13 protein-coding genes, 1 pseudogene and 1 riboswitch are annotated in these 25,905 nt (G+C 73.0%); of the genes and pseudogenes, 11 read left to right on the top strand and 3 right to left on the bottom strand.

Going from position 1 to position 25,905, the window contains the following annotated elements; translation table 11 throughout:
* Positions 1–145: 145 nt before the first annotated feature.
* The 8 genes from FM076_RS18120 (at position 146) to FM076_RS18085 (ending at position 14,527) form a co-directional block, all read left to right on the top strand.
* Complete coding sequence (locus FM076_RS18120) at positions 146–1,801, top strand: TIGR02677 family protein (RefSeq protein WP_173872012.1); 1,656 nt, start codon at positions 146–148, stop codon at positions 1,799–1,801.
* Complete coding sequence (locus FM076_RS18115) at positions 1,798–3,123, top strand: TIGR02678 family protein (RefSeq protein WP_173872010.1); 1,326 nt, start codon at positions 1,798–1,800, stop codon at positions 3,121–3,123. Before FM076_RS18120 ends, FM076_RS18115 begins: the two co-directional genes overlap by 4 nt.
* Positions 3,120–7,358 (top strand): TIGR02680 family protein, encoded by a 4,239-nt coding sequence (locus FM076_RS18110; protein WP_173872008.1) that lies wholly within the window; start codon positions 3,120–3,122, stop codon positions 7,356–7,358. The genes FM076_RS18115 and FM076_RS18110 overlap by 4 nt, the downstream gene beginning before the upstream one ends.
* Positions 7,355–8,626 carry a TIGR02679 family protein gene (locus tag FM076_RS18105; protein ID WP_173872006.1) on the top strand — a complete coding sequence of 424 codons (1,272 nt, stop codon included), beginning with the start codon at positions 7,355–7,357 and terminating at the stop codon, positions 8,624–8,626. The genes FM076_RS18110 and FM076_RS18105 overlap by 4 nt, the downstream gene beginning before the upstream one ends.
* Before the next feature lie 326 nt (positions 8,627–8,952).
* Positions 8,953–10,770 (top strand): hypothetical protein, encoded by a 1,818-nt coding sequence (locus FM076_RS18100; protein ID WP_173872004.1) that lies wholly within the window; start codon positions 8,953–8,955, stop codon positions 10,768–10,770.
* Positions 10,771–11,864: 1,094 nt separating this feature from the next.
* Positions 11,865–12,404: a hypothetical protein gene (locus FM076_RS18095; RefSeq protein WP_173872002.1), complete on the top strand. Its 540-nt coding sequence runs from the start codon at positions 11,865–11,867 to the stop codon at positions 12,402–12,404.
* A 37-nt stretch (positions 12,405–12,441) separates the two neighbouring features.
* Positions 12,442–12,954, top strand: coding sequence for a hypothetical protein (locus FM076_RS18090; RefSeq protein WP_173872000.1), 513 nt, complete (start codon positions 12,442–12,444; stop codon positions 12,952–12,954).
* Positions 12,955–13,309: 355 nt separating this feature from the next.
* Positions 13,310–14,527 carry an FAD-dependent monooxygenase gene (locus tag FM076_RS18085; RefSeq protein WP_173871998.1) on the top strand — a complete coding sequence of 406 codons (1,218 nt, stop codon included), beginning with the start codon at positions 13,310–13,312 and terminating at the stop codon, positions 14,525–14,527.
* Between the two features lie 257 nt (positions 14,528–14,784).
* On the opposite strand, the pseudogene cobN reads toward FM076_RS18085, so the two are convergent.
* A pseudogene (cobN, locus tag FM076_RS18080) lies at positions 14,785–18,522 on the bottom strand (cobaltochelatase subunit CobN); the annotation flags it as partial.
* A gap of 384 nt (positions 18,523–18,906) precedes the next feature.
* Positions 18,907–18,981: riboswitch (cobalamin riboswitch) on the bottom strand.
* A gap of 339 nt (positions 18,982–19,320) precedes the next feature.
* Here cobN and cobG point away from each other — a divergent pair.
* The 3 genes from cobG (at position 19,321) to FM076_RS18065 (ending at position 23,272) form a co-directional block, all read left to right on the top strand.
* On the top strand, positions 19,321–20,943 hold the full coding sequence (gene cobG, locus FM076_RS18075; protein WP_345945073.1) for a precorrin-3B synthase: 1,623 nt from the start codon (positions 19,321–19,323) through the stop codon (positions 20,941–20,943).
* A 29-nt stretch (positions 20,944–20,972) separates the two neighbouring features.
* On the top strand, positions 20,973–21,608 hold the full coding sequence (locus FM076_RS18070) for a precorrin-8X methylmutase (RefSeq protein WP_173874834.1): 636 nt from the start codon (positions 20,973–20,975) through the stop codon (positions 21,606–21,608).
* Positions 21,609–21,709: 101 nt separating this feature from the next.
* Positions 21,710–23,272 (top strand): precorrin-2 C(20)-methyltransferase, encoded by a 1,563-nt coding sequence (locus tag FM076_RS18065; RefSeq protein WP_173874833.1) that lies wholly within the window; start codon positions 21,710–21,712, stop codon positions 23,270–23,272.
* 284 nt (positions 23,273–23,556) lie between these two features.
* Here the strand turns inward: FM076_RS18065 and FM076_RS33975 are convergent, their stop codons facing one another.
* Positions 23,557–24,708: a hypothetical protein gene (locus tag FM076_RS33975; RefSeq protein ID WP_345945072.1), complete on the bottom strand. Its 1,152-nt coding sequence runs from the start codon at positions 24,706–24,708 to the stop codon at positions 23,557–23,559.
* Between the two features lie 444 nt (positions 24,709–25,152).
* Positions 25,153–25,902, bottom strand: a complete 750-nt coding sequence (locus FM076_RS18055) for a cobalt-precorrin-6A reductase (protein WP_173871992.1) — start codon at positions 25,900–25,902, stop codon at positions 25,153–25,155.
* Positions 25,903–25,905: the final 3 nt, after the last annotated feature.

The raw sequence follows: 25,905 nt of genomic DNA, 5'->3' as shown, positions 1-25,905 counted from the left end.
GCGAGAGGGAGCGGCCGAAACCAGTTTGTGGACCGGAGTAGAGCCTTGGGCGGGGAGGGGGGAGCAGAGCCTCGGCCGGGCGAGAATCGGGACATTTTCAGCCACCCGCCGCTAGCAGGCGGACGCGCCGCGTAACCTCGCAGGCATGGAGCCACCCGCATCCGGGGCCGCGCGGGACGCCGTACCGCAGGATCAGGCTGCGCAAAACGCCCATAGCGAGGCGCGCCGCCGGCTGGACGCCTACACCTACCTCAGCACCTCCGAGCGGCTGGAGTACCTGGCGATCATGCGGGTGTTCTGCGGGACCCTGCTGGCGGACTTGGCTGCACCGGATGTCCTGGCGAAGCTGCGCCAGGCCGACGGCCCCGCCGCCGGGCTCGATGCCGACACCCTCACCGACCGACTGGAACGGCTGGTGAAGTGGGGCAACCTGCTGCGCAGCACCCACACGGTGAAGGCGTCCAGTATCAGCGAGTACCAGCGGTCCCGCGCGCGCTACCAGTTGTCGAAGCTGGGCGAACGCATCCAGCGGGACGCCGACGGTGTCCTGGCTGAGGCGGACGCCGCCCGGGAGGTGAGCAACGAGCTGCTCGCCCTGGTCGAGCGCGGGCTCAGGGAGCTGGCCGAACTCGTGACCGCGCCTGGCAGCATCGAACCGCAGGACGGGCTGGAGCGGGTCAGCACGCTGTTCGTGCAGTTCACCGAGTTCGCGGATTCCATCCGGGACTTCTACGCCTACCTTGGCCAGGTTCTGGCCCGGTACGACCTCGACAGCGCCGAGTACCAGGGCTTCAAGGAGCTGCTCCTCGACTACGTCGAGGCGATCACTGAAGACGTGGCGTTCCGCGCACCCCGGATCTCGGCGGCACTGGACACACTGTGGCCACATGTCCCGGGTCTGCTCGCCCGGCTGGACGCCCATGCCCAGGGCCTCACCGGGCTGTCCCCGCAGGGCGACGGCCGGCTGGAGACGCGGGTGCAGCGCAGCCGTGGGCGCGAGTTCGCGGACTGGGAGGGCCTGCGCGGCTGGTTCAGCGACACCGACGGGCAGGGCAGTCAGGTCGATCAGCTGCGGGATGCCACGCTGCGCGCGTTGCAGTCGCTGCTCGCCAATGCCAAGCGGATGCTGCGGTCGGCCACCGGGGAGATGTCCCGGCGCAAGGACCTGCTGCGGCTGGCCCGGTGGTTCGAGGAAGCGGCGCCGCAGGATGCGCACGACATCGCCGTCGCCGCCTTCGGGCTGTACGGCGCCCGTCATCTGGGCATACCCCCGGCCACCGACGAGGTGGTGCCCGCCTACACGAGCTGGTGGACCGGGCCGGTGGTCGAGGTGCCGGTGGCCCTGCGAGAAAGGGGCAGCCGCGCCCAGCGGGGCCGGACGTCCGCGGTGGAGGACCACTCCGCGCAGAAGCGGCGGCTGCGGGATGAAGCCCGTGAGCGGGCGGCGGCCAGGGCAGCGGCGGCGGACGAACTGCGCAGCGCCTCAGGCCGGTTCGCCGAGGTGCGCCTCACCTCGGCTGCGCTCGGTCTGCTTCTGGAGCTGCTGGCCACCGCACTCGGGAACGCGCAGCTGAGGCGTCGCGCCGGCACGGACGGGGCGGGCGCGACGGAATTCGACCTCGACCAGGCACACAGCCAGGACGCCGAGCTGGACATCCGGCTCACCGTGCGACGCACGGCAGGCGCCCGGTGCGTCTTGCACTCGGTCGACGGCGACCTGCTGCTGGACGACCTTGAGCTGGACGTCGGCCGCACCTCCTCCGACGCGGCCGACGGCGATGCGGAGGTGAGCGTGTCATGACCCTCCCTTCGACACACGACGTGGCCCTGGCCGCCGAGCGCCGCAGCGCCGCCCGGCTGCTGCTCGCACATCCGCTGGTCACCTCGGACGGCCCGCACGCAGACCTCTTCCCGCTGATCCGCAGGCACGCCGACTGGCTGGGCAAACGGTTCCAGCAGGTGCTCGGCTACCGCCTGCTGGTCGACAGCTCCTACGCCCGGCTCTTCAAGGCGGGGCTGGGAGCACGCGCGGGACACCGACTGGAACGCTCCACCGGCACCCCCTTCACCCCGCACACCTACGCCTGCCTCGCGCTGGCCCTGTCCGTGCTGGTGACCGCGCCCGAACAACTGCTGCTGTCACAGCTGGTGGCCGACATCAGGGCCGCCGCGGCCGACGCGGAGATCGAGCTGGACGAGACAGGTAGGGCTGCCGGGAAACGGACCTTGGTAGCAGCTCTGCGCCTGCTGGTCGGGTGGGGCGTCCTCATCGAGACCGAGGGCCATGTGGCCGCTCTCGCACAGGATGCGGGCGGAGAAGCTTTGATCACAGTGGACCGCGAGCTGGCCCGTGTCGTCGTCGCCGGCCCGCTCGCCCAGGCCCGTGATGGCGCCGACCTGGTCCGGCGGGCAGCGGACCCGGGGTTCGGCGGTCCTCGCACCTATGTGCGCCGGATGCTCGTCGAGACACCCGTCGTCTACCTGGACGAGCTGACCGACGCCGAACGCGACTGGTTGCGCACCCGGCAGCGCCGCGAAGCGCAGGCGTTCTCCGAACTTCTGGGCCTGGAGATGGAGATCCGCGCCGAGGGAGTGGCGCTGGTGGATCCAGAGGACGAGCTGACGGACCTGCATCTGCCCGGCACCGGGACGGTCGCGCAGGCCGCGCTGCTGCTGGTGGAACGGCTCGTGGAGCGCCTTCGGCCGCAGGAGCCCGGGCACCCGGCGACCGGAGGGACGCTCGTCATCGGCGTGGCTGTTCCGGACGGTCTGGTGGACGAGTTGCTGGCCGAACTGGTTGCCGAGTACGGACAGCGCAGCAACTGGCAGCGTGACTACCTGGAAGACATCCGCGCCCTGCGGGAGGCCGTGCTGGACCTGCTGGCCCGCATGCGGCTCATGGCCCGGACCGGCCGACTGCGTGCCGAGGGCTATGGCCTGCCGGAGGGGTACGCCGATGAAGCACCGGAGGGGCGCACCGTGACCGATGTCCGCGGGGTACGTCCCGGCGGTGACGGCTGGGTGCTGCTGGCCGCGGCGGCACGCTACGCCACCCACGTGACCGTGCGCCCGGCCACCGCAGCCGGCAAGGGCACAAATGTTCAAGAGGAGTTGCCGTTGTGACCACCGATGCGCGTGGCCTCGTCCCGCTGCCGCGTTCCGGCCCCACGACCACCGCCGGCACCCGCTTCCGGCTGCACCGGGCGGGCATCCAGAATGTGTGGCAGTACGACGAGCAGGAGTTCGCCTTCGGTGACGGACGGCTGCTCCTGCGCGGCAAGAACGGCGCGGGCAAGTCCAAGGCCCTGGAAATGCTGCTCCCGTATCTGCTGGACGGCGACTCACGGGCGCTGGACGCGACGGGCACCGGCCGGACCACTCTCGCCTGGCTGATGCTGGACGGGTTCGAGCAGACCAACCGTCTCGGCTACCTGTGGGTGGAGTTCCGGGGCACGCCCGACGGCGGCGACCATCGCCACCTCACCCTCGGCGCCGCCATCCGCGCCTCGAAGTCGACGCAGAAGGCGCTGCCGACGTTCTTCGTCACGCCGCTGCGCGTCGGTGAGGACCTGCACCTGGTCGAGAGCGGAAGGCCCCTGCCGGTCGACCGGCTCAAGGAGATCGTCGGCTCCGACAACGTCACCGACCGCGCGGTCGTTCACCGCTCGCGGGTGGCCCGGGAACTGTTCGGCATCACCGACGCGACCCGCTACCGCAACCTCACCCAGCTCCTCCACCGGCTGCGGCGGCCCACCGTCGGGGACCGCATCGAGCACGGAGGACTCGCCTCCCTGCTGAGCGAGACCCTGCCGGGACTCGACGAGGACGTGGTCGAGAAGGTCGCGCGCAACCTCCACGACCTCGACGCCGTACGCGACGAACTCGGCCGCCTGGAGCGCACCGATACGGCGCTGCGTACCTTCCTCATCAGTTACCGCGGATACCTGTCCGGAGTCCTGCGCACCCGCGCGCAGGCGGTGAGTGGGGAGCTGGAGGTCCTCGCGCAGCGACGCCGGGCGGCCGGAGACGCCGCACAACGGACCAGCGAGCTGAGGACGCAGGAGGAGGAGGCGGAAGCCCGGCTGGAGACCCTGCGCGACGAGGAAGAAGCCGCCCGGACCGACCTCGCCGCCCTGCACGCCAGCCACGCCTACCGCAGCCTGCGCGAACTGTCGGAACGCCGCACCACGGTCGAGGCACTGCACACCGCCGCAGTGGCCGCCTTCACCGCCCTCAGCAACGCACACAGCGCAGAGGACGGCGCGGCTGAGCGGCTGGCCGACGGTGCCGAACACCTCGGCGGCCGACTCGCCGAACTGAGCACCGAACGCAAGGAACTGCTGACGCAGGCGGAGAAGGCCGGGCTTCCCACCGGCCATCTCGGCGAGGCAGTCGCCCTGCCCCGCAGGGTCTGCTCCCAGGCCGACGAGACGGAGCTGACCGCTCCGGACGGGGAGACGCACATCGTGCAGCACCGGTCGGTCGTCCGTGTGGACACGGCGGCGGTGCACGACGGACTGGTCTCCTGGCAGGGGCAGTTGGAAAACGCCGAGACGGTCGTGAAGAACCGGACCCGGATGGTCCAGGAGGTGACGCGCCTCACAGCGCAGTCCGAGAAGGCCCGAAGCCGGGCGGAGCAGGCCGACACCGAGCGGGAACGGCTGGAGAGCGAGGCGGAAGAGGCCGCCGACCGTCTCGACGCCGGCCGCGAGAAGGTCGCCGAGGAGAGCGGTGCCTATGCCCGCCGGGTCGCCGAGTGGGTCACCCGCACGCGGGCCGCCGTCGGGTCCGGCTGCCCGCCGCTGGACGCCGTCCACGCAGTGGTCACCTGCGAGAGCTCCGCCGATGCCCAGTTCGCGGACCGGACGCTCCCGCCCGACATCGACGGCCAGGCGTGGCAGGCCGCCCATGCCGCACTGGAGCCGTACGGCGAGGAACTCACCGGACGCCGCGACGCCCTCGCCCTCACCGTCGGCCAGCTCGACGAGGAACTCGGTCGTCTGGCGAGTCAGAAGCGTGACTGGGAGCGACGTACTGATCCCGAGCCGCCGGTCCCCTACCACCGCGTTGCCGAAAGGACACCGGGCACCGGGGCGCCCTTCTACCGGCTGGTGGACTTCGTGGATGGGCTGAGCCCCGCGTACCGGGCCGGTCTGGAAGCAGCGCTGGAAGCCAGCGGAATCCTGGACGCGTGGGTCGGCGCGGACGGCGCCCTTGTCAATTCCGGCACCCGTGACACTCTGCTGCGTCCCGGTTCCGCGGCGCCGGACGGGCCGACCCTCGCCTCGGCCCTGCGCCCGGCACCACAACCGGGGTGCGGGGTCACGTCCGAGCAGGTGGAACACCTGCTGGCCACCATCGCGCTCGCACCGGCCGAGGAAACGACCGCTCATGACGCGGTGCACTATGACGGAAGCTGGCGTCTGGGCATCCTCAGCGGCCGGCACCACAAGAGCGACGCCGAGTACGTGGGAGCCGCCGTACGCGCCGAGACCCGGCGGCGCATCCTGGCCGAGCTGGAGGAGCAGCTCACGCAGACGGAGCAGCGGCTGACCGACGCCCGTCACGAACTCACCGAGGCCGACGCCCGGCGCCGGGCTCTCAGGTTCGCGGAACAGGACTTCCCCCGGGCACGCGGTCTCGCCGACGCCTGGAGTAGAGCCGAGTCGGACGAGAGGACGCTGCGTGACCTGACCGCCAAGGCCACCAGCGCGGCGCGGCTGGCCGAGGAGGCCCGCGCCCTCGCCGTAGCCGCACGCACCGAGGCGGACGCCACCGCCACCGCTAATGACCTGCCTAGCGTCCCCGCCGAGCTGGAACGCGTACGCACCGCGCTGGCCGCCCTTCTCACCGGCATCGGGCATCTTCGCCGAGCGATCGGCAGCACGGGCGAGCGGCTCGGCACCCATCACACCGATGCCGAGCGATACGAACACGCCCGTGAAGAACGCCTGGCCGCGGAGGAGAACTACCGGCTCCGCCTCACCGGGCTGCGTACCGCACAACAGGACTTGCGCACCCGCGAGGAGGCCATCGGGGCGACCGAAGAAGAGATCCTCGCCCGCGAGCAGGAAACGAGACAGCGCATCGCGCACGCCGCCCAGGCCGTCCCGGCGGCACAACGTATCCGGAACGATCTGCACGACCGGCGCGTACGCGCGGAAGAGGAGGAGAAGCGCCTGCGCGAGGCCCTGACCGCGCAGGAGACGGCGGTCATCGCGACCGGCGGCGCCCTTCGCGGCGCACTCGGCCGGCCGGAGGTGGTGCACGGCGCCGGGCTGGACCGGTCCGCAACGCCCGAGGACGTGGCGGACGACCCCGGCTCGGACGTCCGCAGCCGTCTGCGCGCGCTACAGGCGCTGGCCGACGCGGTACAGCAGGCCCTCGGCCGCCTGAAAGGCGAGGTGTCGGACAGCACCCTGCTCAACCGGCACACCGAACTGCGCGACCAACTGGCCGGCGGTTACGACGCACAACTGGAGGAACGCGACGGCATCAAGGTGTGCCGCCTGATCGACGACCACGGTTCCCACGACGTCGCGGCCGTGGGCGAGCGGATCGCCGTCCAGGCGGCAGAGGCCCGGGGACGGCTCACCGAACGCGAACGCGAGGTGTTCCAGCGATTCCTGACCGGCGAGCTCGGCGACCATCTCTCGGCCCAGGTCATCACCGCGGCGAACCTGGTCGCCGCACTCAACGACACCCTGCGGACCGTGCGCACCTCTCACGGTCTCGGCGTGGAGCTGTTGTGGAAGCTGGACGAGGACGTCGACGCGGACGTGCGGGCGGCCGTGGAGCTGCTGCGCAGTCCGTCGAGCCTACGCACCCGTGAACAGACCGAGCAGCTCCGCGAGGTGCTGCAACGCCGGATCGAGGACGCCCGGCGGGCCGATCCCTCAGCCGGTTACGCCGCCCACCTGCGGACTGCTCTCGACTACCGCGACTGGTTCCGCTTCCACACCTTCGTGGTCGAGGACGCCGCTCCGGGACGGCGGCGGAAACTGACCGGCCGCACCGGGCTCAGCCAGGGCGAGCAGCGAGTGCTCTCCTACCTCGTGCTCTTCGCCGCAGCCGCCGCCCACTTCACCAGCCTCGCCGAGTCGGCACCCCACGCCCCGCGGCTCATCCTGCTCGACGACGCCTTCGCCAAGGTCGACGAACCCACTCACGGAAGGCTGGGACGCATCCTCGTCGATCTCGATCTCGACTTCGTCCTCACCAGCGAACGGCTCATGGGCAACTGGCCGGAGGTGCCGTCCCTCCACATCTACGAGTGCCTCCGCGATCCCCATGTGCGCGGAGTGGCCACCCTGCACTACACCTGGAACGGCCGGCACCGGCGTCTGGTGTCCGTATGAGCAAGCTGCCCGCGGCGACACGGGACTGGCTGGCCGGTCCCGGGCTGACCAGGCTCTGGGAAGCCGTACGCAAGCGCCTGGAAAGCAACGGCGTGCAGGCGACCGGCTCCCTCCGGCTGACCTCGGTGAGCGCCCAGGAACGCAACGACCTGTCGCTCCTGCTGGGCAAACCCGTCACAGGTGCTGCCGTAACTGTGCGCCTCGACACCCTAGACACACGGCTACGCGCCTCGGCGGCCGGACTCGGTCTCAGAGAGGTGCTGGAGGAACTGGGCCCTCCGCTCACCGACCGCCGTGCCGTCCGCGCGGGTATCGCGGCACGGCGCGAGCACGTCTGGTCGTCGCTCGCCTCGGCGCTGGACGCCTCTCCGCTCGCCGGACAGGACTGGACCGGGCAGTGGTACGACCTGCTGCGCCGCACCGGCGTACCGAGGGGAGTGACACCCGAAACGGCGGTACGCACGCTTCAGCAAGCAGTGCAGGTCCTCACCGTACTGCTCGGCCCGGAACGGGGTGGCACCCGAGGCCGAGGAGAACTCGCCGTCCTGGCGACCGGGTCTGCACACGGCCTGGACGACGGCACCTGGCTCGCACGCCTCGTCCAACGCGGCATCGCCCTCGCCCACGGCACCGAGTTCCCCGGCGACGCGGCCGGCCGACGCGCACTGTGGCGTCTGGTTTCCGTCACACCGGACGAAGTCTCCAGCACCGTGCTGACGTACGGGCTGTGGCCCGTCGGTGGGGGCTGGCAGGAGCAGGCCCTGCGGGAGCGGACCGACCACCACGCCGAAGCCCACCTCACGCCGCGCGATCTTCACGACCTCCAGCTGCGACTAACTGCCGGAGAAGTGGTCCACATCTGTGAGAATCCGCGCGTGGTGGAAGCTGCGGCGGACGCTGCCTGCGTCCGGCCCTTGGTGTGTACGTCCGGCAGCGCCGCCACCGTGGTCCTCACTCTCCTCGACGCTCTCGCCACCACCGGCTGCCGCTTCGCGTACCACGGCGATTTCGACTGGCCGGGCATCGCTCTGGCGAACCGGATCATCCGCCGTTACGGAGCCCAGCCATGGCGCATGGGCGCCGAGGACTACGAGCGCCTGGCCGCTCGAAGCCAGGCGGAGGGGATCCCTCAGTTGCCGCTCGACGGCCAGCCCGTCAACGCGGTCTGGGACCCGGGTCTCGCCCCTGCCATGACCGCTCTCGGCGTCGCGCTCCATGAGGAGGTCACGCTCGATCTCTTGGTGGACGACCTGTCGCGCCAGGCATAGAGACGACATCCCCGACCGATCCACCCGGAGAGTTCCTGGGAGTTCTGTCGGGGCAGCGTGTCCGTAACCGCCCACGCTGTCAGTCCCTTTCGGCATGATTGACGTTCACACCTGGTACACCACCGTGCCCGGGTGGGTCCGACCGAAGGTGAGGGCACGGTGTTTGAGAATGGAGCCCGATGGCCTCGGCGGAACCATCTACATCCCTCCCTTTCGATTTCCTGCGTACCGTCGTCGCACAGGCATCCGGCGACTCCCCGCCCACGCGCATGGCTGTCGAGGCGATACGTACGGCCCCGGATGGCCAGGACCGTGACAGCCTGCTCATGGCACTGCTCACGGGACCACTCGCACCATCCGCACCCAAGTGGCTGTTGACCATGGCGGTTGACAGCGATCTGAAGCGCGAACCGCGACCGTATACGACGACCGATCACATGCAGTTGACCCGTGTGGCCCTGTCCCACGCGGCCTGCTCGGACGAGCACCGGGCGCAGTACTTGCAGGAGTGCACTGATGCGCAACTCGCTGTGCTCGGCAGGAGAGCGGGGGGTGCAGCGCTCATCCGCGCCGTAGTTGCCGAGCTCCACCGCCGCTCGCCAACAGGTGTGACCACCGGCCCCGAGCTGCTGACGGCTCCGACGCCCGCCCAGGTCGTTCTCGGTGAGAGCGACCTGCACGAGGACGTGTTCGTCGCAGCCCTCGACTGCCTACCCTGCGGGCCTGCCGTGCATGACGGCGAGGAGGACGTCGAGGTGTGGTTGGAGCGCCACCGTGCCGCATCCGACGCTTGGGACAGCATGTGGACCGGTGTCCTCCGTGCGCAGGCCAGGCATCACCGACGCCTGCTGGCCTGGTCCGCGCAGCGCCCCGCCGCCGATCGCGTGGTGCGAGAGCACCTTCTCGGCTCCTTGCCGTGGCTCGTAGAACCCGCCTTGTTGGAGGAAGTCGCCACGCGCGACCTGGAGTCCTTCGCGCGCGCGGTCCTCGTGACTCGGATTTCCCGGTCCTGCCGGGACGGGCTGACACCTGTGCAGGCGCGGGAGCGCTACGCCGACGACCTGTCGGCTTCGTCGCAGGAGGAACGGGATTACGTAGAGCGATTCCTCGACGAGGAAATGCAGTCGGGGTACCTCCAGTCCATGGCCTGCCGCTCCGCTGTCGCCTGGGTGGAGCGGGCAGGCAAGCAAACCTGGCGGTTTCTCCTCAACCCCGGCGAGGCTCAGCATTTCGGCCGCCCCCGGGAATGGCTGGCGCCCCAAGACCTCCTCGCCGCCCTTAGCACCCGGTTCGCCGCCATCTCCCTCACTGCCCTGCGCCTCTGGGAACCCGACACCGATTCGCGCTACCCGACCGTGCGCGACCTCTGCTGGCTGCAGGCAATGCTCCTGCACCTCCCCGAAATCCCTGATGACGCGCGGCAGAAAGCACGTCTCGTGGTGCAGGAGAGCAGGCGGGCCCTGTCGGCCTGGTCCCGCACGCACGGCTATTCCCCCAGCCATTCCGCATGGGAGCAGAGTCAGCGGACCAAGGAACAGATCAACACCATCATGCCGCTCGTCACCGATCCCGCCCCCGCCCTGCCTGGTCGACGCACGGCTTCCCTCGGCGCCCCGCAAGACCTCGGATTCAAGAAACTCGCAGACGCCGACGAGGACGTTCTCGTCGCCTACCTGGACCGGCACACGGGCAACGACACGCTCGTCGAGGAGGCCATGCTTTCCTTCGCCGCCCGCTCCTATCGAAAGTCCCTCACCTTCGACGACGTACTGACTCGCCACTCCGCCCCGCAGCAGGCACTGCTTGACCTCACGCTGCACCTGCGCAGGCGCCTTGGCGGAGGACCCGACCTGCGCCGAAGCTGGGTCGAGATCATGCTGGCCCGGCCAGAGTGCCCTACGGAGCTGCTCCGGCTGCTGCCCGCCTGGTCGGCACTAAAGGCCCGCGGCCAGCGCTACGACACCACTCATCCCGCAGTCGCCGCCTACGTAACCGAGATGCTCGGAGATAGCGACGCGGCGTGGCAACGGTTCGCAGCGAGCCCCATGTCCCACGCCGGCCCGGGCGCCTGGCATCGGCTCGGCGACCTCCTGGACGCGGCAGTGGAAGGGACCGCATGGCCGACGCCTCCGCCGGTACGATGACGGCGGCCATGTCGATCAGTCTCAGCCTCGTAGAGATGAATCCCGAGCGCCCCACCAAGTGGTGGGCATCAATGGTGGGGTCCGGGTGACTAACTCCTCGGGAGCCATCTGGGAGCCAATCCGCTCCCCAACCCTCTTCGAGGCCACCCGAGACCATCCCACCCCAACGCTCTGACCAGGCCAAACAGCAATCCGGCCGGTGGCAACCCCCACCGAACCTCATTCGGGACGAAGAGGTCGTGGGTTCAAATCCCGCCACCCCGACAGAGAAACACCAGGTCAGGGGCCTGATCCGCGTCGCGGGTCGGGCCCCTGAGTGGTTTCGTGGGTCCTTTGGGAAGGCGAGTTCGGGGCGGCTCCCGGGGGCCCAGTCCGGTGCTCCCACGACTGCCTCCGTCGTTCCCGCGCTCCGCAACAGCCGGGCCAGCCCCCGCTTGATCAGATCGATGCCACCGCCGGGTCCGTGTCCGGCGGCAGTGGGTATCGGTGAGGGGGTCGGTAAGGGTGTGCCGGCCGAGCAGCCGCCGTTGCAGTGTCGCGCCAGTCGGTGCTCCGGTCGAGGGGGAGGCCATTCGCCCATGGCGATGCCTCGTACTGGGTGCCGTCGGTGCCGTTCGCGTGGAGTAGCCCGGAGCGGCGCCCCAGGCACGGGAAGCAGACGCCCTCAGTTCGCAAGGGGAGGACCGCCGCTACGGCGGGCGGGCGGTTTGTCGCGTCAGGTCACGCACATCACACAGACCCCGGTTTTGGGCAGTTGGCCATTCAGGGCTCGGTCATCCGCATATGGGCTGTCCGGGACAGGGGTTGGACGGGGGTGGCGGGGGCGGGTGAGCTGGGTGGACGGGGTGGGGTGTCCGGGACAGGGGACAGGTGTTGCGGGGCGCCGGTGCGTGCCCGGACTCTTGGTGCCGGCCGAGGGGCGCAAGCCGCAGCCCGCTTCCGGTGGTCCCACGTTCGGTGGCCTCGCTCCCGTAGCCGGGCGCGTCACCGGGTGCCGACCTCGGCGGCCTTCCTCACTGCCGGCCCTCTGGGTCGGCCCGCCGGCGCCGAGCACGCGCGTCGGACACCCACTCATCACAGGGGAGACAGCCATCATGCGCATCAGATGTGTGCCCTCGCTCCTGGCCGCGCTCGTCGCGCTCGGAGCGGGCGGGGTGACGGCGCTGCCGGCCGCCGCCGCGTCGTCGGCCGCCGCGTCGCCCACCGCGGAGGCGAAGGCACCGTGCAAGACGGAGCACCTCAAGCGTTACCCCGGGGACTCGACGCCGCCCCGGTGGCGGTACGGCGCGCTGGACTACAGCGTCACCGCCTGCCCGTCCCAGGACCCGGCCGACTGGGCGTCGGGGGCGACATGGGAGACGAACAAGGTCGGTCTGTCCAACGGGATCTTCCTCGACTCCGCCAGGGTGCAGGTGTTGCAGACCGACGAGGACGCGCGGACCAAGTCGGCGACGTACGACGGCAGTTTCGTGGTGAAGTCCTGCATCCCGGTCGTGGAGTGGCCCTGCGGCAGGACGTACCGGGAGCACGTCTTCTTCACGGTGACGGTCGACAAGGCCACCGGTGCGGTGCGGACGGAGCGGGTCTCCCACTCGATGCTGCCGCCCGGGCTGTCCCTGTACACGACGCCGTAGCGCTGTCCCGCTGTTCCCAGCCATCGAAGGAGCACTCGTGAGAATTCTCCGCTTGTCCGCCCTGGGCGCTCTTTTGGGCGCGCTGCTCGCCGCCGGGGTCACCACCGGTCAGGCCTCCGCCGCACCATCGTCGGCTCCGCGCTGTGAGCGCGAGCAGGTCACCTGGTACCCGGGCACGCTCGTGGGGCGTTACCGGTACGGGCAGTGGGACATGAACGTCCTGGTCTGCCCGGACAAGGCGCCGGAGGACTGGAAGACCAGCTCCGACGTCGAACTGAACGCGACCGGGAGTAACCTGGGCATCGTCCTCCAGCAGAACTCGCTGACCACGACGGAGACCGGCGAGAACCAGTGGAACCGCTACGCCCGCTACGAGGGGCGCTTCCAGACCCGCACCTGTGTGCCGAAGGTGGGGTGGCCGTGCCGGGAGCCCAAGAACTGGAAGGCGTGGTTCACCGTCACCGTCGACAAGAGGACGGGTGAGATCAACACCCATGTGCAGGGTGCCCAGCCGCCCGGAGGCACCTGGGCACTCTTCCGCACCCCCTGACCACGCGGCCGCCCCAGTCCGGGAAGGCCGGGGCCGCACCCGGGAGGGCCGGAACCTGACCCGCGGTGGGCCGGGACCGCACCCGGAAAGGCCGGAACCTGGCCCGCCGAGCCCCGGGGCCTCCCCCGGAAAGGCCGGAACCCGGCTCGCGGAGGGCCGGGGCCGCACCGGGGAGAGCCGGGGTCCGGCCCGGGGAGGGCCGGGGCCGCACCAGGGGGGCCGAGGCGTGGGGTGAAAGCGGTGGGCGGGAATCGATCGGTCCCCGGGGCGCTGCTACCCTGCGTCACGGAACGGACAAAAAGGACCAGGTGGGCATTTCCCTTCTCCGGTGCCCTCCGCCGCCCCGGGAGGAAAGATGAAGATCACATGTGTGGGAGGCGGGCCCGCCGGGTTGTACTTCTCCGTCCTGATGAAGCTGCGGGACGCCTCCCACGACATCACCGTCCACGAGCGGAACCCGGAGGGCTCGACCTACGGATGGGGGGTCACCTACTGGGCCGGGCTGCTGGACTCCCTGCGCGGCGCGGACGAGGTCTCGGCGCGCGAGATCCTGCGGCAGTCGGCGCCCTGGAGCGACGGGGTCGCCCATGTGCACGGGCGGACCACCACGCACCGCGGTGACACGGGGTTCGGCATCGGGCGGCGGCAACTGCTGGGGATCCTGGCGGAGCGTGCCCGCTCCCTCGGGGTCCGGGTGGAGTTCGGCCGCGAGGTGGGGGCGGACACGCTGGGCGCGGCGGATCTCGTGGTGGCCGCGGACGGGGCGGGCAGCACACTGCGCACACGCCACGCCCAGCACTTCGGTACCGACGTCGTCCCCGGCCGCAACACGTACGTCTGGCTCGGCACCAGCAAGGTGTTCGACGCGTTCACCTTCGCCTTCGAGGAGACCGAGCACGGCTGGATCTGGTGCTACGGCTACAAGTTCAGCGAGGAGCGCTCCACGTTCGTGGTGGAGTGCTCCCCCCTCACCTGGGCCGGTCTCGGCCTGGACCGGCTGGGCGAGTCCGGGACGCTGGAGCTGCTGGAGCGGCTGTTCGCCAAGCCACTGGACGGGCACCCGCTCATCGGCAGGGCCCAGCCGGACCGTCCCGCCCAGTGGCAGCGCTTCCGCACCGTCACCAACCGGACCTGGCACCGGGGCAACACGGTGCTGCTGGGTGACGCCGCACACACCACCCACTATTCGATCGGCGCGGGCACCACCCTCGCGCTGGAGGACGCGCTCGCCCTGGCCGAGGCGCTGGACGGGACGGCGGGGCGCGCAGCGGAGTTGCCCGCCGCCTTCGCCCGCTACGAGCGCGCCCGCAAGTCGGCCCTCCTCCCCGCGCAGAGCGCGGCACGCTACAGCGCCCAGTGGTACGAGAACCTGTCGCGCTACGTCCAACTCCCCGCCGAGCAGATGTTCGCGCTCCTGGGGCAACGGCACTCGCCGCTGCTCCCCCATGTGCCGCCGCGGCTGTACTACCGCGTGGACCGGGCGATCGAGCGGTCAGGCACCCTGCGCCACCTCAAGCGCCACCTGGGCCCGCACCTGGCCCGCGTCCTCCAGGGGGCGCGGGCCAGAAGGTGAGCCGACGCGGGTCCTCCGGCGGGACCGCGGGCACGAAGGCGCCCGCGGAGCCGGCCGCCGGTCCGCGGGGCCTGCGGGCGGACAGGACTGCGGGCCGACAGGACTGTGGGTCTGCGGGTCTGCGGGCCCGATGGCACCCGCGGGCCGGTGGGACGGCCTCGCGGGCCCGGCTTTCCGGCCCAGTTTCCCGCTCCGGGCTCACCGGCCCAGTTTTCGGGCCCGGCTTTCCGGGCCGGCTCACCGGCCCGGTTTCCCGCTCACTCGTCCCGTTCCAGTTCGCCTTCCGTTTCCAGGTAGATCTCGCGGAGGGCGTCGAGGGCTGCGGGGTCGGGTTTGGACCACATGCCGCGGGACTCGGCTTCCAGGAGGCGTTCCGCGATGCCGTGGAGGGCCCAGGGGTTGGACTCCTGAAGGAAGGTGCGGGTGGTCTCGTCGAGGACGTAGGCCTCGGTGAGCTTGTCGTACATCCAGTCGGCGACGACGCCGGTGGTGGCGTCGTAGCCGAAGAGGTAGTCGACGGTGGCGGCGAGTTCGAAGGCGCCCTTGTAGCCGTGGCGGCGCATCGCCTCGATCCACTTGGGGTTGACGACGCGGGCCCGGAAGACGCGGGAGGTCTCCTCGACCAGGGTGCGGGTGCGGACCGTCTCGGGGCGGGTGGAGTCGCCGATGTACGCCTCGGGCGCGCTGCCGCGCAGGGCGCGGACGGTGGCGACCATGCCGCCGTGGTACTGGAAGTAGTCGTCGGAGTCCGCGATGTCGTGCTCGCGGGTGTCGGTGTTCTTGGCGGCGACGGCGATGCGCTTGTAGGCGGTCTCCATCTCCTCGCGGGCCGGGCGGCCGTCGAGGTCGCGGCCGTAGGCGTAGCCGCCCCAGACGGTGTAGACCTCGGCGAGGTCGGCGTCGGTGCGCCAGTCGCGGGAGTCGATCAGCTGGAGGAGGCCCGCGCCGTAGGTGCCGGGGCGGGAGCCGAAGATGCGGGTGGTGGCGCGGCGTTCGTCACCGTGCTCGGCCAGGTCGGCCCGGGTGTGGGCGCGTACGTGGTTGAGTTCGTCCGGCTCGTCCAGGGACGCGGCCAGCCGGACCGCGTCGTCCAGCAGGGCGACCGCGTGCGGGAAGGCGTCGCGGAAGAAGCCGGAGATACGCAGGGTGACATCGATGCGCGGGCGCTCCAGTTCGGTGAGCGGGACCGGCTCCAGGCCCGTGACGCGGCGCGACGCCTCGTCCCACACCGGGCGGACGCCCAGCAGTGCGAGGGCCTCCGCGATGTCGTCGCCGGCGGTGCGCATGGCACTGGTGCCCCACAGGGAGAGGCCGACCGAGGTGGGCCAGGTGCCGTTGTCGGCGCGGTACCGCTCCAGGAGGGAGTCGGCCAGGGCCTGTCCCGTCTCCCAGGCCAGGCGGGAGGGGACGGCCTTGGGGTCGACGGAGTAGAAGTTCCGGCCCGTCGGGAGGACGTTGACCAGGCCGCGGAGCGGGGACCCGGAGGGCCCGGCCGGGACGAACCCGCCCGCCAGCGCGTGCACGGTGTGGTCGAGTTCGGCGGTGGTGGCCGACAGCCGGGGGACGACCTCGCGGGCGGCGAAGTCGAGAACGCGGGCGACCTCGGACGGGTGGCCGGCCGCGATGCGGGACACCGCCTCCGGGTCCCAGTCCGCCTCCTCCATGGCCTCGACCAGGGCGCGGGCCCGCGCCTCCGCCTCGTCGGAGGCGGTGCGGGTGGCCGCCGACTCGTCCAGCCCCAGCGCTTCGCGGAGCCCGGGCAGGGTGTGGCTGCCGCCCCAGATCTGGCGGGCCCGCAGGATCGCCAGGACCAGGTTGACCCGGTCCTCACCGGCCGGTGCCGTGCCCAGGACGTGCAGTCCGTCGCGGATCTGCGCGTCCTTCACCTCGCACAGCCAGCCGTCCACGTGGAGCAGGAAGTCGTCGAAGCCCTCGTCGTCCGGGCGCTCCTGAAGCCCCAGGTCGTGGTCGAGCTTCGCGGCCTGGATGAGCGTCCAGATCTGGGCGCGGATGGCCGGGAGTTTGGCCGGGTCCATCGAGCTGATCTGCGCGTACTCGTCCAGGAGTTGTTCCAGGCGGGCGATGTCGCCGTAGGAGTCGGCGCGGGCCATCGGCGGCACCAGGTGGTCGACGAGGGTGGCGTGCACCCGGCGCTTGGCCTGGGTGCCCTCGCCCGGGTCGTTGACCAGGAACGGGTAGACCAGGGGCAGGTCCCCCAGCGCCGCGTCGGGCGCGCAGGCCGCCGACAGGCCCGCGTTCTTGCCCGGCAGCCACTCCAGGTTGCCGTGCTTGCCCAGGTGGATCATCGCGTCGGCGCCGAAGCCCCCCTCGTCCCGCGGCGCGGCGATCCAGCGGTAGGCCGCCAGGTAGTGGTGCGAGGGCGGCAGGTCCGGGTCGTGGTAGATGGCGATCGGGTTCTCGCCGAAGCCGCGCGGCGGCTGGATGAGGATCAGCAGGTTGCCGCGGCGCAGCGCCGCCAGGACGATGTCGCCCTCGGGGTTGTGGGTGCGGTCCACGAACATCTCGCCGGGCGGCGGGCCCCAGTGCTCCTCCACCGCGTCGCGGAGCTCCCGCGGGAGGGTGGCGAACCAACGGCGGTAGTCGGCCGCCGGGATGCGGACCGGGTTCTTGGCCAGCTGCTCCTCGGTGAGCCAGTCCTGGTCGTGACCGCCCGCCTCGATGAGCGCCCGGATGAGGGCGTCCCCGTCGTGGGAGTCGGGGGAGTCGGGGGAGTTGTGAGATTCGCGGGAGACCCGCGTTTTGTGGGAGCCGCCCGTCTCGTGGGAGCCGCCCATTTCGTGGGAGCCGTCGAGGGCCTGGGAGCCGCGGGGGGCCTGGGAGCCACCGGTGTCGTGCGAGCCGTGGGAGTCCGCGGCCGGACCGGTGAGGCCGGGGATGTCCGCGGCCGGGCCGAAGTCGTAGCCCTCCGCGACGAGGCGGCGCAGCAGCGCCATCGCGCTGGCCGGGGTGTCGAGGCCGACGGCGTTGCCGATCCGGGAGTGCTTGGTCGGATACGCGGACAGGACGAGGGCGATCCGCTTCTCGGCCGCCGGGATGTGCCGCAGCCGGGCGTGCCGTACGGCGATGCCCGCGACCCGCGCCGCACGCTCCGGGTCGGCGACGTAGGAGGGCAGCCCGTCCGCGTCGATCTCCTTGAAGGAGAAGGGGACGGTGATGAGGCGGCCGTCGAACTCGGGGACCGCGATCTGGCTGGCGGCGTCGAGGGGCGTGACGCCCTCGTCGTTGTTCTCCCACTCCGAGCGCGGCGCGGTCAGGCACAGCGCCTGGATGACCGGGACGTCGAGCCGGGTCAGAGCGCCCGCGTCCCACGCCTCGTCGTCGCCTCCCGCGCCCGCGGCGGCCGGTGCCGTGCCGCCCGCCCCGCCCGCCGCCAGGACGGTGGTCACCAGGACGTCCGCCGCGCGCAGTTCCTCGACGAGTTCCGGTTCGGGGGTGCGGAGGGAGGCCACGTAGAGCGGGAGCGGCCTGCCGCCCGCCGCCTCGATCGCCTCGCACAGCGACGCGGCGAAGGCGGTGTTGCCGCTCATGTGGTGCGCCCGGTAGTAGAGGACCGCGACGGTGGGCGCGTCCGGCGGGAGCGCGTCCGCGTGCGGGCCCGGGGTCCGCTCCAGGTGGCCCCAGGACGGGGCCGGGGCCGGGGGTTCGAAGCCGTGTCCCGTCAGCAGGACCGTGTCGGACAGGAACCGGGCCAGCTCGACGAGGTTGGCGGGGCCGCCGTGCGCGAGGTAGGCGTGCGCCTCGGCGGCCACCCCGATGGGAACCGTCGAGGCCGCCATCAGCTGGGCGTCCGGCGCCTGTTCGCCGGTCAGGACGACGAGCGGGAGGTTCGCGGCGCGCAGCAGGTCGATGCCCTGCTGCCAGGCCCGGATGCCGCCGAGCAGACGGACGACGACCAGGTCGACGCCCTCCAGCAGCGCGTCGAGTTCCTCGGCGAGGGTGTCCTCGGGAAGACGGCTCGGGTTGGCGTAACGGTAGGTGAGGGGCGCGGCTTCCCTGGCCGGGCCTTCCGCCGGCTCGGCCGGCACCGCTGAGGCCGTGGCCGCCGCTGAGCCCGTGGCCGCCGTTGTGGCGGTGGCCGCCGTTGTGGCGGTGGCCGTGGTCGCCGCTGGGGCCGTCAATGCCGCTGGGGCCGTGGACCCCGCTGACGCCGTCGATGCCGTGTTCGCCGCTCGGGCGCTGAGGAGGTCCGTGTCGGAGGTCGAGAGGAGCAGGATCACCCTGGGGGTGTCGTCTCCCGGGACTGCGTCGGCGCGTGACGAGTGCGGCATGCTGCGGTCGGCCCTTCCTCGGGGTGTCCACGCCCCGGGCGGTGTCGGAATGGGTCCCCGTGCCCGGCCGAAACCGGTGCTCGGGGAAGGGAGTTCCTGGCTCACCCGGCTCCGTGGCCGGGCTCACAGTGGCGGGACCGCGCCGGATTCGCACCGGGCTTCCTCCCCTGTCGCCGTCGCCGGCGATACGGGCGGACCGGGTGGTCCGCCCAGAGCATCGTAAGGGTGTACGGGGTGGAAGGGGTACCGCGCCCGGGGCGCCGGGGACGAGGGCGGTCGGGGGTGCGCCGGGCGCAGGGGTGCCCCAGGCGCGGGGTGCCCCGGGCGCGGTCGTCCGTCCGTCGGGGTCCGGGTCCGGGTTCCGCGTCCGGGTTCCGGGTTCCGGGTCCAGGAGGACGCCAGGGGGTCCCGCGGGGGGTGGGTATGCTCGCCGCCATGGTCACGCCCCCTTCCCGTCCGTCCGCGCCGGACGCCGCCACCGTTGCTGACGCAACGGGTTGTGCGGTGCCCCGGGTACGTGACGACGCCTGCCCTGGTGCACTGCGGCTGCACACGGCGGCGGACGGGGCGCTCGCCCGCGTCCGGATACCCGGCGGCGCGCTGGGGGCCGGACAGGCCGAGGTCTTCGCCGAGGCGGCGCTGCGGCTCGGGGACGGCGCTCTGCACCTGACCTCACGGGGAAATCTCCAGCTCCGCGGGCTGCGCGAGGAAAGGGGCGCGGAACTGGCCGGGATGCTCGGGGCCGCGGGCCTGCTGCCGTCCGCCGCGCACGAGCGGGTACGCAACATCGTGGCCTCGCCGCTGTCGGGACTGGACGGGCGCGGCCACCGCGATCTCCGGCTGTGGCGCGTCGAGTTGGACCGGCTGCTGTGCGAAAGCGAAGCAGTGCGGGAGCTGTCGGGACGGTTCCTGTTCGGGCTCGACGACGGGCGCGGGGACGTGGCCGCGCTCGGTGCGGATGTGACCTTGCTCGCGGTACGGGACGGGAACGCGCTCCTGGTGCCCGCGGGTGCGACGGAGGCCGTACGCGTACCGGGCGAGCACGCTCCCCTGGCCGCCCTCACCGCCGCCGAGACGTTTCTGGATCTGGCGCGGGAGCACGGCGTACGGGCGTGGCGGGTCACCGACCTCGCGGGCGCGGGCGGCACGTTGGTGCGCCGCATCGCCGAGCGGGCGCGTGCCGCCTGCGGGGACGGCACCCTCGTTCCCGTACCGGAGCACGGCACCGCTCACGGGCCGGGCCCCGCTCACGGCGCGGGCCCCGCTCACGGGCCGGGTTCCGCTGCCGGTCCCGGCCCAGGTACCGGTCCCGGCCCGGGTACCGGTGCGGCCGGGGGCGGGGGGCCCCTACCCGGCGTGGTCGCGCACCCGGGAACGGCGACCGCCGCGCTGTCCGTGCTGGCGCCCCTCGGGCGGCTGACCGTCGAGCAGTGGCGGCTGCTGATCCGCACCGCGCGCGAGGACGGTGCCGGTGAACTGCGGGTGACGCCGTGGCGCGGAGTCGTCGTCCCGGGACTCGCCGCCGGCCGGGCGCCGCGCGCCCTGGCCGCGCTCGCCGACGCCGGACTGGTGACGGAACCCGGCTCCCCGTGGCGGGGGGTGGGCGCCTGTGCCGGGCGGCCGGGCTGCGGCAAGGCCCTGACGGATGTGCGGGCGGACGCCGCCGCCACCCTCGGGGAGCGGAGGCCGGGACAGGAAGACGCGTGGGAGGGCTCGGGCCGGGACGGGGGCGGTGTGCTGCCCGTGTACTGGTCGGGCTGCGCGCGCCGGTGCGGGCATCCGCACGGCACCCATGTGGAGGTGGTCGCGGACGTGGACGGCTACCACGTGTCCGTCGTCGGCCCTCCGCACGCCGGAGCCTCCGGCGTCGAGGCCGCTGGTGCCGCAGCCTCCGGCGCCGGGACCGCTGGTGCCGGAACCCCCGGCACCGAGGCCGCCCATGCCGGAACCCCCGGTGCCGAACCCTCCGTCGGGCGGCGGGCGTCGGAATCCCGGCCGGGTCCCGTTCCGTTCGGGGACTCCGCCTCTCTCGCCGCCGCCGTGGCCGCGGCCCGGGCGGTCCGCCCGGGTGGTCGCCGCGGCTCCCCCCGCCGGCCCACCCCGCAGACCGACACCACCACCCGATGACGAGAGCCGAGAGCCGGAAGCAGGGCACAGTGTTCGAGTACGAGAAGGACGGGGCCGCCATCTACCGGCAGTCCTTTGCCACCATCCGCGCGGAGGCGGACCTGGCGGGGCTGCCGGAGGAGGTGAGCCAGGTCGCGGTGCGGATGATCCACGCCTGCGGCATGGTCGACCTCGTACGGGACCTGGCCTTCACCCGCCACGCGGTCACCCGCGCCCGCGCGGCGCTGCGTGCGGGGGCGCCGATCCTGTGCGACGTCGAGATGATCGCGAGCGGTGTCACCCGCAGGCGGCTCCCGGCCGGCAACGAGGTGGTCTGCACCCTGTCCGACCCGCGTGTGCCGGGCCTGGCGGCCGAGTTGGGGACGACGCGGACCGCCGCGGCCCTCGAACTGTGGCGGGACCGCCTGGAGGGTTCCGTCGTCGCGATCGGCAACGCGCCCACCGCGCTCTTCCGGCTGCTGGAGATGATGGAGGAGGGCGGTGCGGGCGCGCCCCGGCCGGCCGCCGTCATCGGGGTGCCCGTCGGGTTCGTCGGCGCCGTCGAGTCGAAGCAGGCGCTGGCCGCGCACCCCTCGGGGCTCGACCACCTGGTCGTCCACGGGCGCCGGGGCGGCAGCGCCCTGGCCGTGGCCGCGCTCAACGCCATCGCCAGCGAGGAGGAGTGAGCGCCGTGACCACTCAGACGGGCGACGAGGCGGGCGGTGGCATGGGCGACGGCGCGGACGGCGGCACGGGCAGCGAGGTGAGCGGTGCCGTGGGCGGCGAGATGAGCGGTGCCGCCTCCGGCATCACCGTGCGTGGTGCCGGAGGCGGCGGTCAGGGGGCGACCGGGCGGCTGCTCGGGGTCGGGCTCGGGCCCGGCGATCCGTCGCTGATGACGGTGCGTGCCGTGGAAGCCATCGCCGAGGCGGATGTCGTGGCGTACCACAGTGCCCGGCACGGGCGTTCGATCGCCCGCTCCATCGCCGCCCGGCACCTGCGGCCCGACCACATCGAGGAGGCGCTGGTCTACCCCGTCACCACGGAGGAGACCGACCACCCCGGCGGCTACCGGGGCGCGCTGGAGGAGTTCTACGCGCAGGCCGCGGCGCGGCTGGCCGCGCACCTGGACGCGGGGCGGACGGTGGCCGTCCTCGCCGAGGGCGACCCGCTCTTCTACGGCTCCTACATGCACATGCACAAGCGGCTGGCGCACCGGTACCCGACCGAGGTCGTCCCCGGCGTCACCTCCGTCAGCGCGGCGGCCGCCCGGCTGGGCACCCCCCTCTCGGAGGCCGAGGAGGCGCTGACCATCCTGCCGGGCACCCTGGACGAGGAGGAGCTGACCGCGCGGCTGGCCTCCAGCGACGCGGTCGCCGTGATGAAGCTGGGCCGTACGTTCCCCAAGGTGCGGCGCGCGCTGGAGCGTTCCGGACGGCTCGCCGAGGCCCGCTACGTGGAGCGGGCCACCATGGACGGCGAACGCACCGGGCTGGTCGCGGACGTGGACCCGGACTCCGTGCCGTACTTCTCGGTGGCGGTGCTGCCGAGCAGGGTCGGGGCGGGGGCGCCCGCGGGGCCGGGGGCGCGCGGCGAGGTCGTCGTCGTCGGCACCGGGCCGGCCGGACCGCTGTGGCTGACGCCCGAGACGCGCGGTGCGCTGGCCGCCGCCGACGACCTCGTCGGCTACACCACGTACCTGGAGCGGGTGCCGCGCCGCGACGGCCAGCGCCGGCACGGCTCGGACAACCGGGTGGAGGCCGAACGCGCCGAGTTCGCCCTGGAGTTGGCGCGGCAGGGGCGGCGGGTCGCCGTGGTCTCGGGCGGCGACCCCGGCGTCTTCGCGATGGCGACCGCCGTACTGGAGGCCGCGGCGCAGGAGCCGTACGACGAGGTGCCGGTGCGGGTGCTGCCCGGCGTCACGGCCGCGAACGCGGTGGCGGCCCGCGCGGGTGCGCCGCTCGGCCACGACTACGCCGTCCTCTCCCTCTCCGACCGCCTCAAGCCGTGGGAGGTCATCGCCGAGCGGCTGCGCGCCGCCGCCGCGGCCGACCTGGTCCTCGCCCTCTACAACCCGGGCTCCCGCAGCCGCACCTGGCAGGTCGGCAAGGCCCGCGAGGTGCTGCTGGAGCACCGGTCGCCGGACACCCCGGTCGTTGTCGCCCGGGACGTGGGCGGCGACGGGGAGCGCGTCGCGACCGTCCGGCTCGCGGAGCTGGACCCGGCGCGGGTGGACATGCGCACGCTGCTCCTCGTCGGCTCCTCGCAGACCCGGACCTCGCGGGGCCCGGACGGCAGGGAGTACGTGTGGACCCCGCGCCGGTACCCGGAGCCGGGCTCCGGCGGCTGAGGGCGCCCGCGGGGGCCCGGCGCGCGGCCGAGCCCCCACGCTCGCGACGCCCACCGCCTGCGTCACACAGCGCCACACGCACCCCACGCGCCACACAACGCCCACCCACGCGACCTCACACGCCCACCCACGTGGACCTCACGCGTCATGTGGCGCTTCACGCCTCATGTGGCGCTTCACGCGTCATGTGGCGCTTCACGCCTCATGTGGCGCCTCACGCGTCACGCGACGCCTCACTCGCGCTGCCGCACCAGGGCCTTGCCCGTCAGCCGGCCGTCGCCTCCTCACCGCCGCGCGGGGCGGCGGGGCCGGGTGCGGAGCCAGTAGGAGCGGGCCGCGACGGCCAGTGCCGACCCGTACACCGCGAAGGCGGCCACACCGATCCAGCCGGCGAGCAACGCGTCGCCCGCGGTGGGGAAGTCGCCGCGCCGCACCGGGACGGCGCCGGCGGTGGCCAGCGCCTGGTAGGCGAGGCCGAGGGCACCGTACGGCGCGAGGGTGGCGGCCCCCAGCAGCGCCGGGGCCAGGGGGAGCCGGCGCGGCACACGACGGCCGCGCAGCAGCGGTGTCCAGCGCGGGAAGCGCATGCCCCAGGGCCGCACCAGGCCCCACAGCAGGAACGTCCCGAGCCCGGCCAGCAGGACGGTCGCGTCCACGCCGTGCGCTTCCAGGGCGAGCCAGAGGCCGGACGCGCCGTTGCGCCGCGACGCGGCGCGCACCTCCGCGCCCGAGACCCCGGCGAAGGTGCCGCCGAGGACCCAGACGAGTTTCATGGCGGCGTACGGCACGAAGGCCGCCGTCCCCGCCCAGGCGGCCAGTTGGACCCGCCAAGAGGCGGCCGAGGGCTCAGGCGGCACGCCTGGCAGCGCGGCTCCGGTGCCGGCCCCGGCACGAACGGCACCACCGGCTCCGGTGCCGGCCCCAGCACGAACGGCACCACCGGCTCCGGTGCCGGCCCCGGCAGGAATGGAGTCGGCACCCCCGGCCCTGGTGCCGGGGGTTCCCGTGGTTCCCGTGGTGCCCGTGGTCGTGGCGACGGCGGCGAGCAGGACGGCTCCGGCACCCGCCAGCGCGTGCTGCACGGCCGACGCCCGGCTGTCCACGCCCTGGCCGAACAGCAGGGTGATGACGTCCATCAGCAGGCTGAAGGCGCCCGCCGCCGCCAGTCCGCAGGCCGTCCACACCGCGCTCCGCAGCACCGGGCGCGGCCCGTACGCGTGCACGGCCGTGCACGCCGACGCCGCCAGCGCGCCCACCGCCACGACGATCCAGCCCAGCCCGACGGGTCCCGGGTCCCCGGCGCGGCCGAACAGCGGCGTCCCGGTCAGCACGCACGCGAGGCCGAATCCGCCGTACAGGACGCCCCAGCCGGTCGCCGCCCGGACGGTGCGGCGCGGTCCGGTTCCCAGCGGGGCGGTACGGCGCCGTATCAGCACCGCACCGGAAACCGCCGGGCCGTGTAGCGCCGTCGACCCGGACACCACCGCACCGGAAACCGCCGGGTCCGAAACCGCCCCACCGGGAACCGCCGCACCCGGCGGCGCCGTCCCCTCCGTTCGGCCCGTCGCCCCTCCCGGCGGCTGCGCCGCCCCGGTCGCCCCCGTCGCTCCCGTCACGCCCGCCGCCCCCGTGTCCGGCATCCCCGCCGCACCACTGCCCCGCCCACCACTGCTCATGGCACGAACATCGCACCGGGCGGCGGGCGGGGCGTCCGTCGCCGGGGCGAACCGTCTCACCCGGCGGGATGAGCGGACGTACGCCCCGGGTCGGAAGCCCCCGAGGGCCCGGGACGGGCTTCCCCGACGGGCGCGGACGCCCGTCCTGACACCGAGCACCCGGCACCGAGCACCCGGCACCCGGCACGGCCGCAGCGCGGACGGTCAGGGAGCGGGGAGGACCGCCGCTGCCGCCTCCTCGGGGCTCGTCACCACCCGTACGCCCTCGGGGGCCGGCGGGCGGCGGACGACCACCACCGGGATGCCCCTCTCGCGGGCGGCCGTCAGTTTGGGTGCGGTCGCCTCGCCGCCGCTGTCCTTGGTGACCAGGACGTCGATACGGTGGGCCCGCAGCACCTCCCGCTCGCCCTCCAGGGTGAAGGGCCCACGCTCCAGCAGCAGTTCCATCCGTGCGGGGGCGGGCTGTCCCGCCTCGGGCGGGTCGACGGAGCGGACCAGGAACCACAGCGCCTCGGTCTCCGGCCGGGCGAAGGCGGCCAGTCCCAGGCGTCCGGTGGTCAGGAAGACGCGCCGGCCCAGTTCCGGCAGCAGTGCCGCGGCCTCGGCGAGGGAGTCGGCCGGGTGCCATACGTCGCCGTCCGCGGGGACCCAGCCGGGGCGGCGCACGGCGAGCAGGGGAACATGGGCTGCGGCCGCGGCCTCGGCGGCGTGGAAACTGATCGTCTCGGCGAAGGGATGGGTGGCGTCGATGAGTACGTCCACACGGTGTGCGCTCAGCCACTCCGTGAGCCCGGCGATACCGCCGAAGCCGCCGACGCGTACCTCGCCGACGGGCAGCCGGGGACCGGCGACGCGGCCCGCGAGGGAGCTGGTGACGCGCAGGCCGGGCGCGCCGTGCAGCAGTCGGGCGAGCCGCCTGCCCTCGCTGGTCCCGCCGAGAATCAGTACGTGCACGAG

This window comes from Streptomyces albus subsp. chlorinus (assembly GCF_013302895.1).
Classification (GTDB): Bacteria; Actinomycetota; Actinomycetes; order Streptomycetales; family Streptomycetaceae; genus Streptomyces; species Streptomyces chlorinus.
The sequence above is the reverse complement of the archived record's forward strand: the minus strand, read 5'-3'. Positions and strand labels throughout refer to the sequence as shown.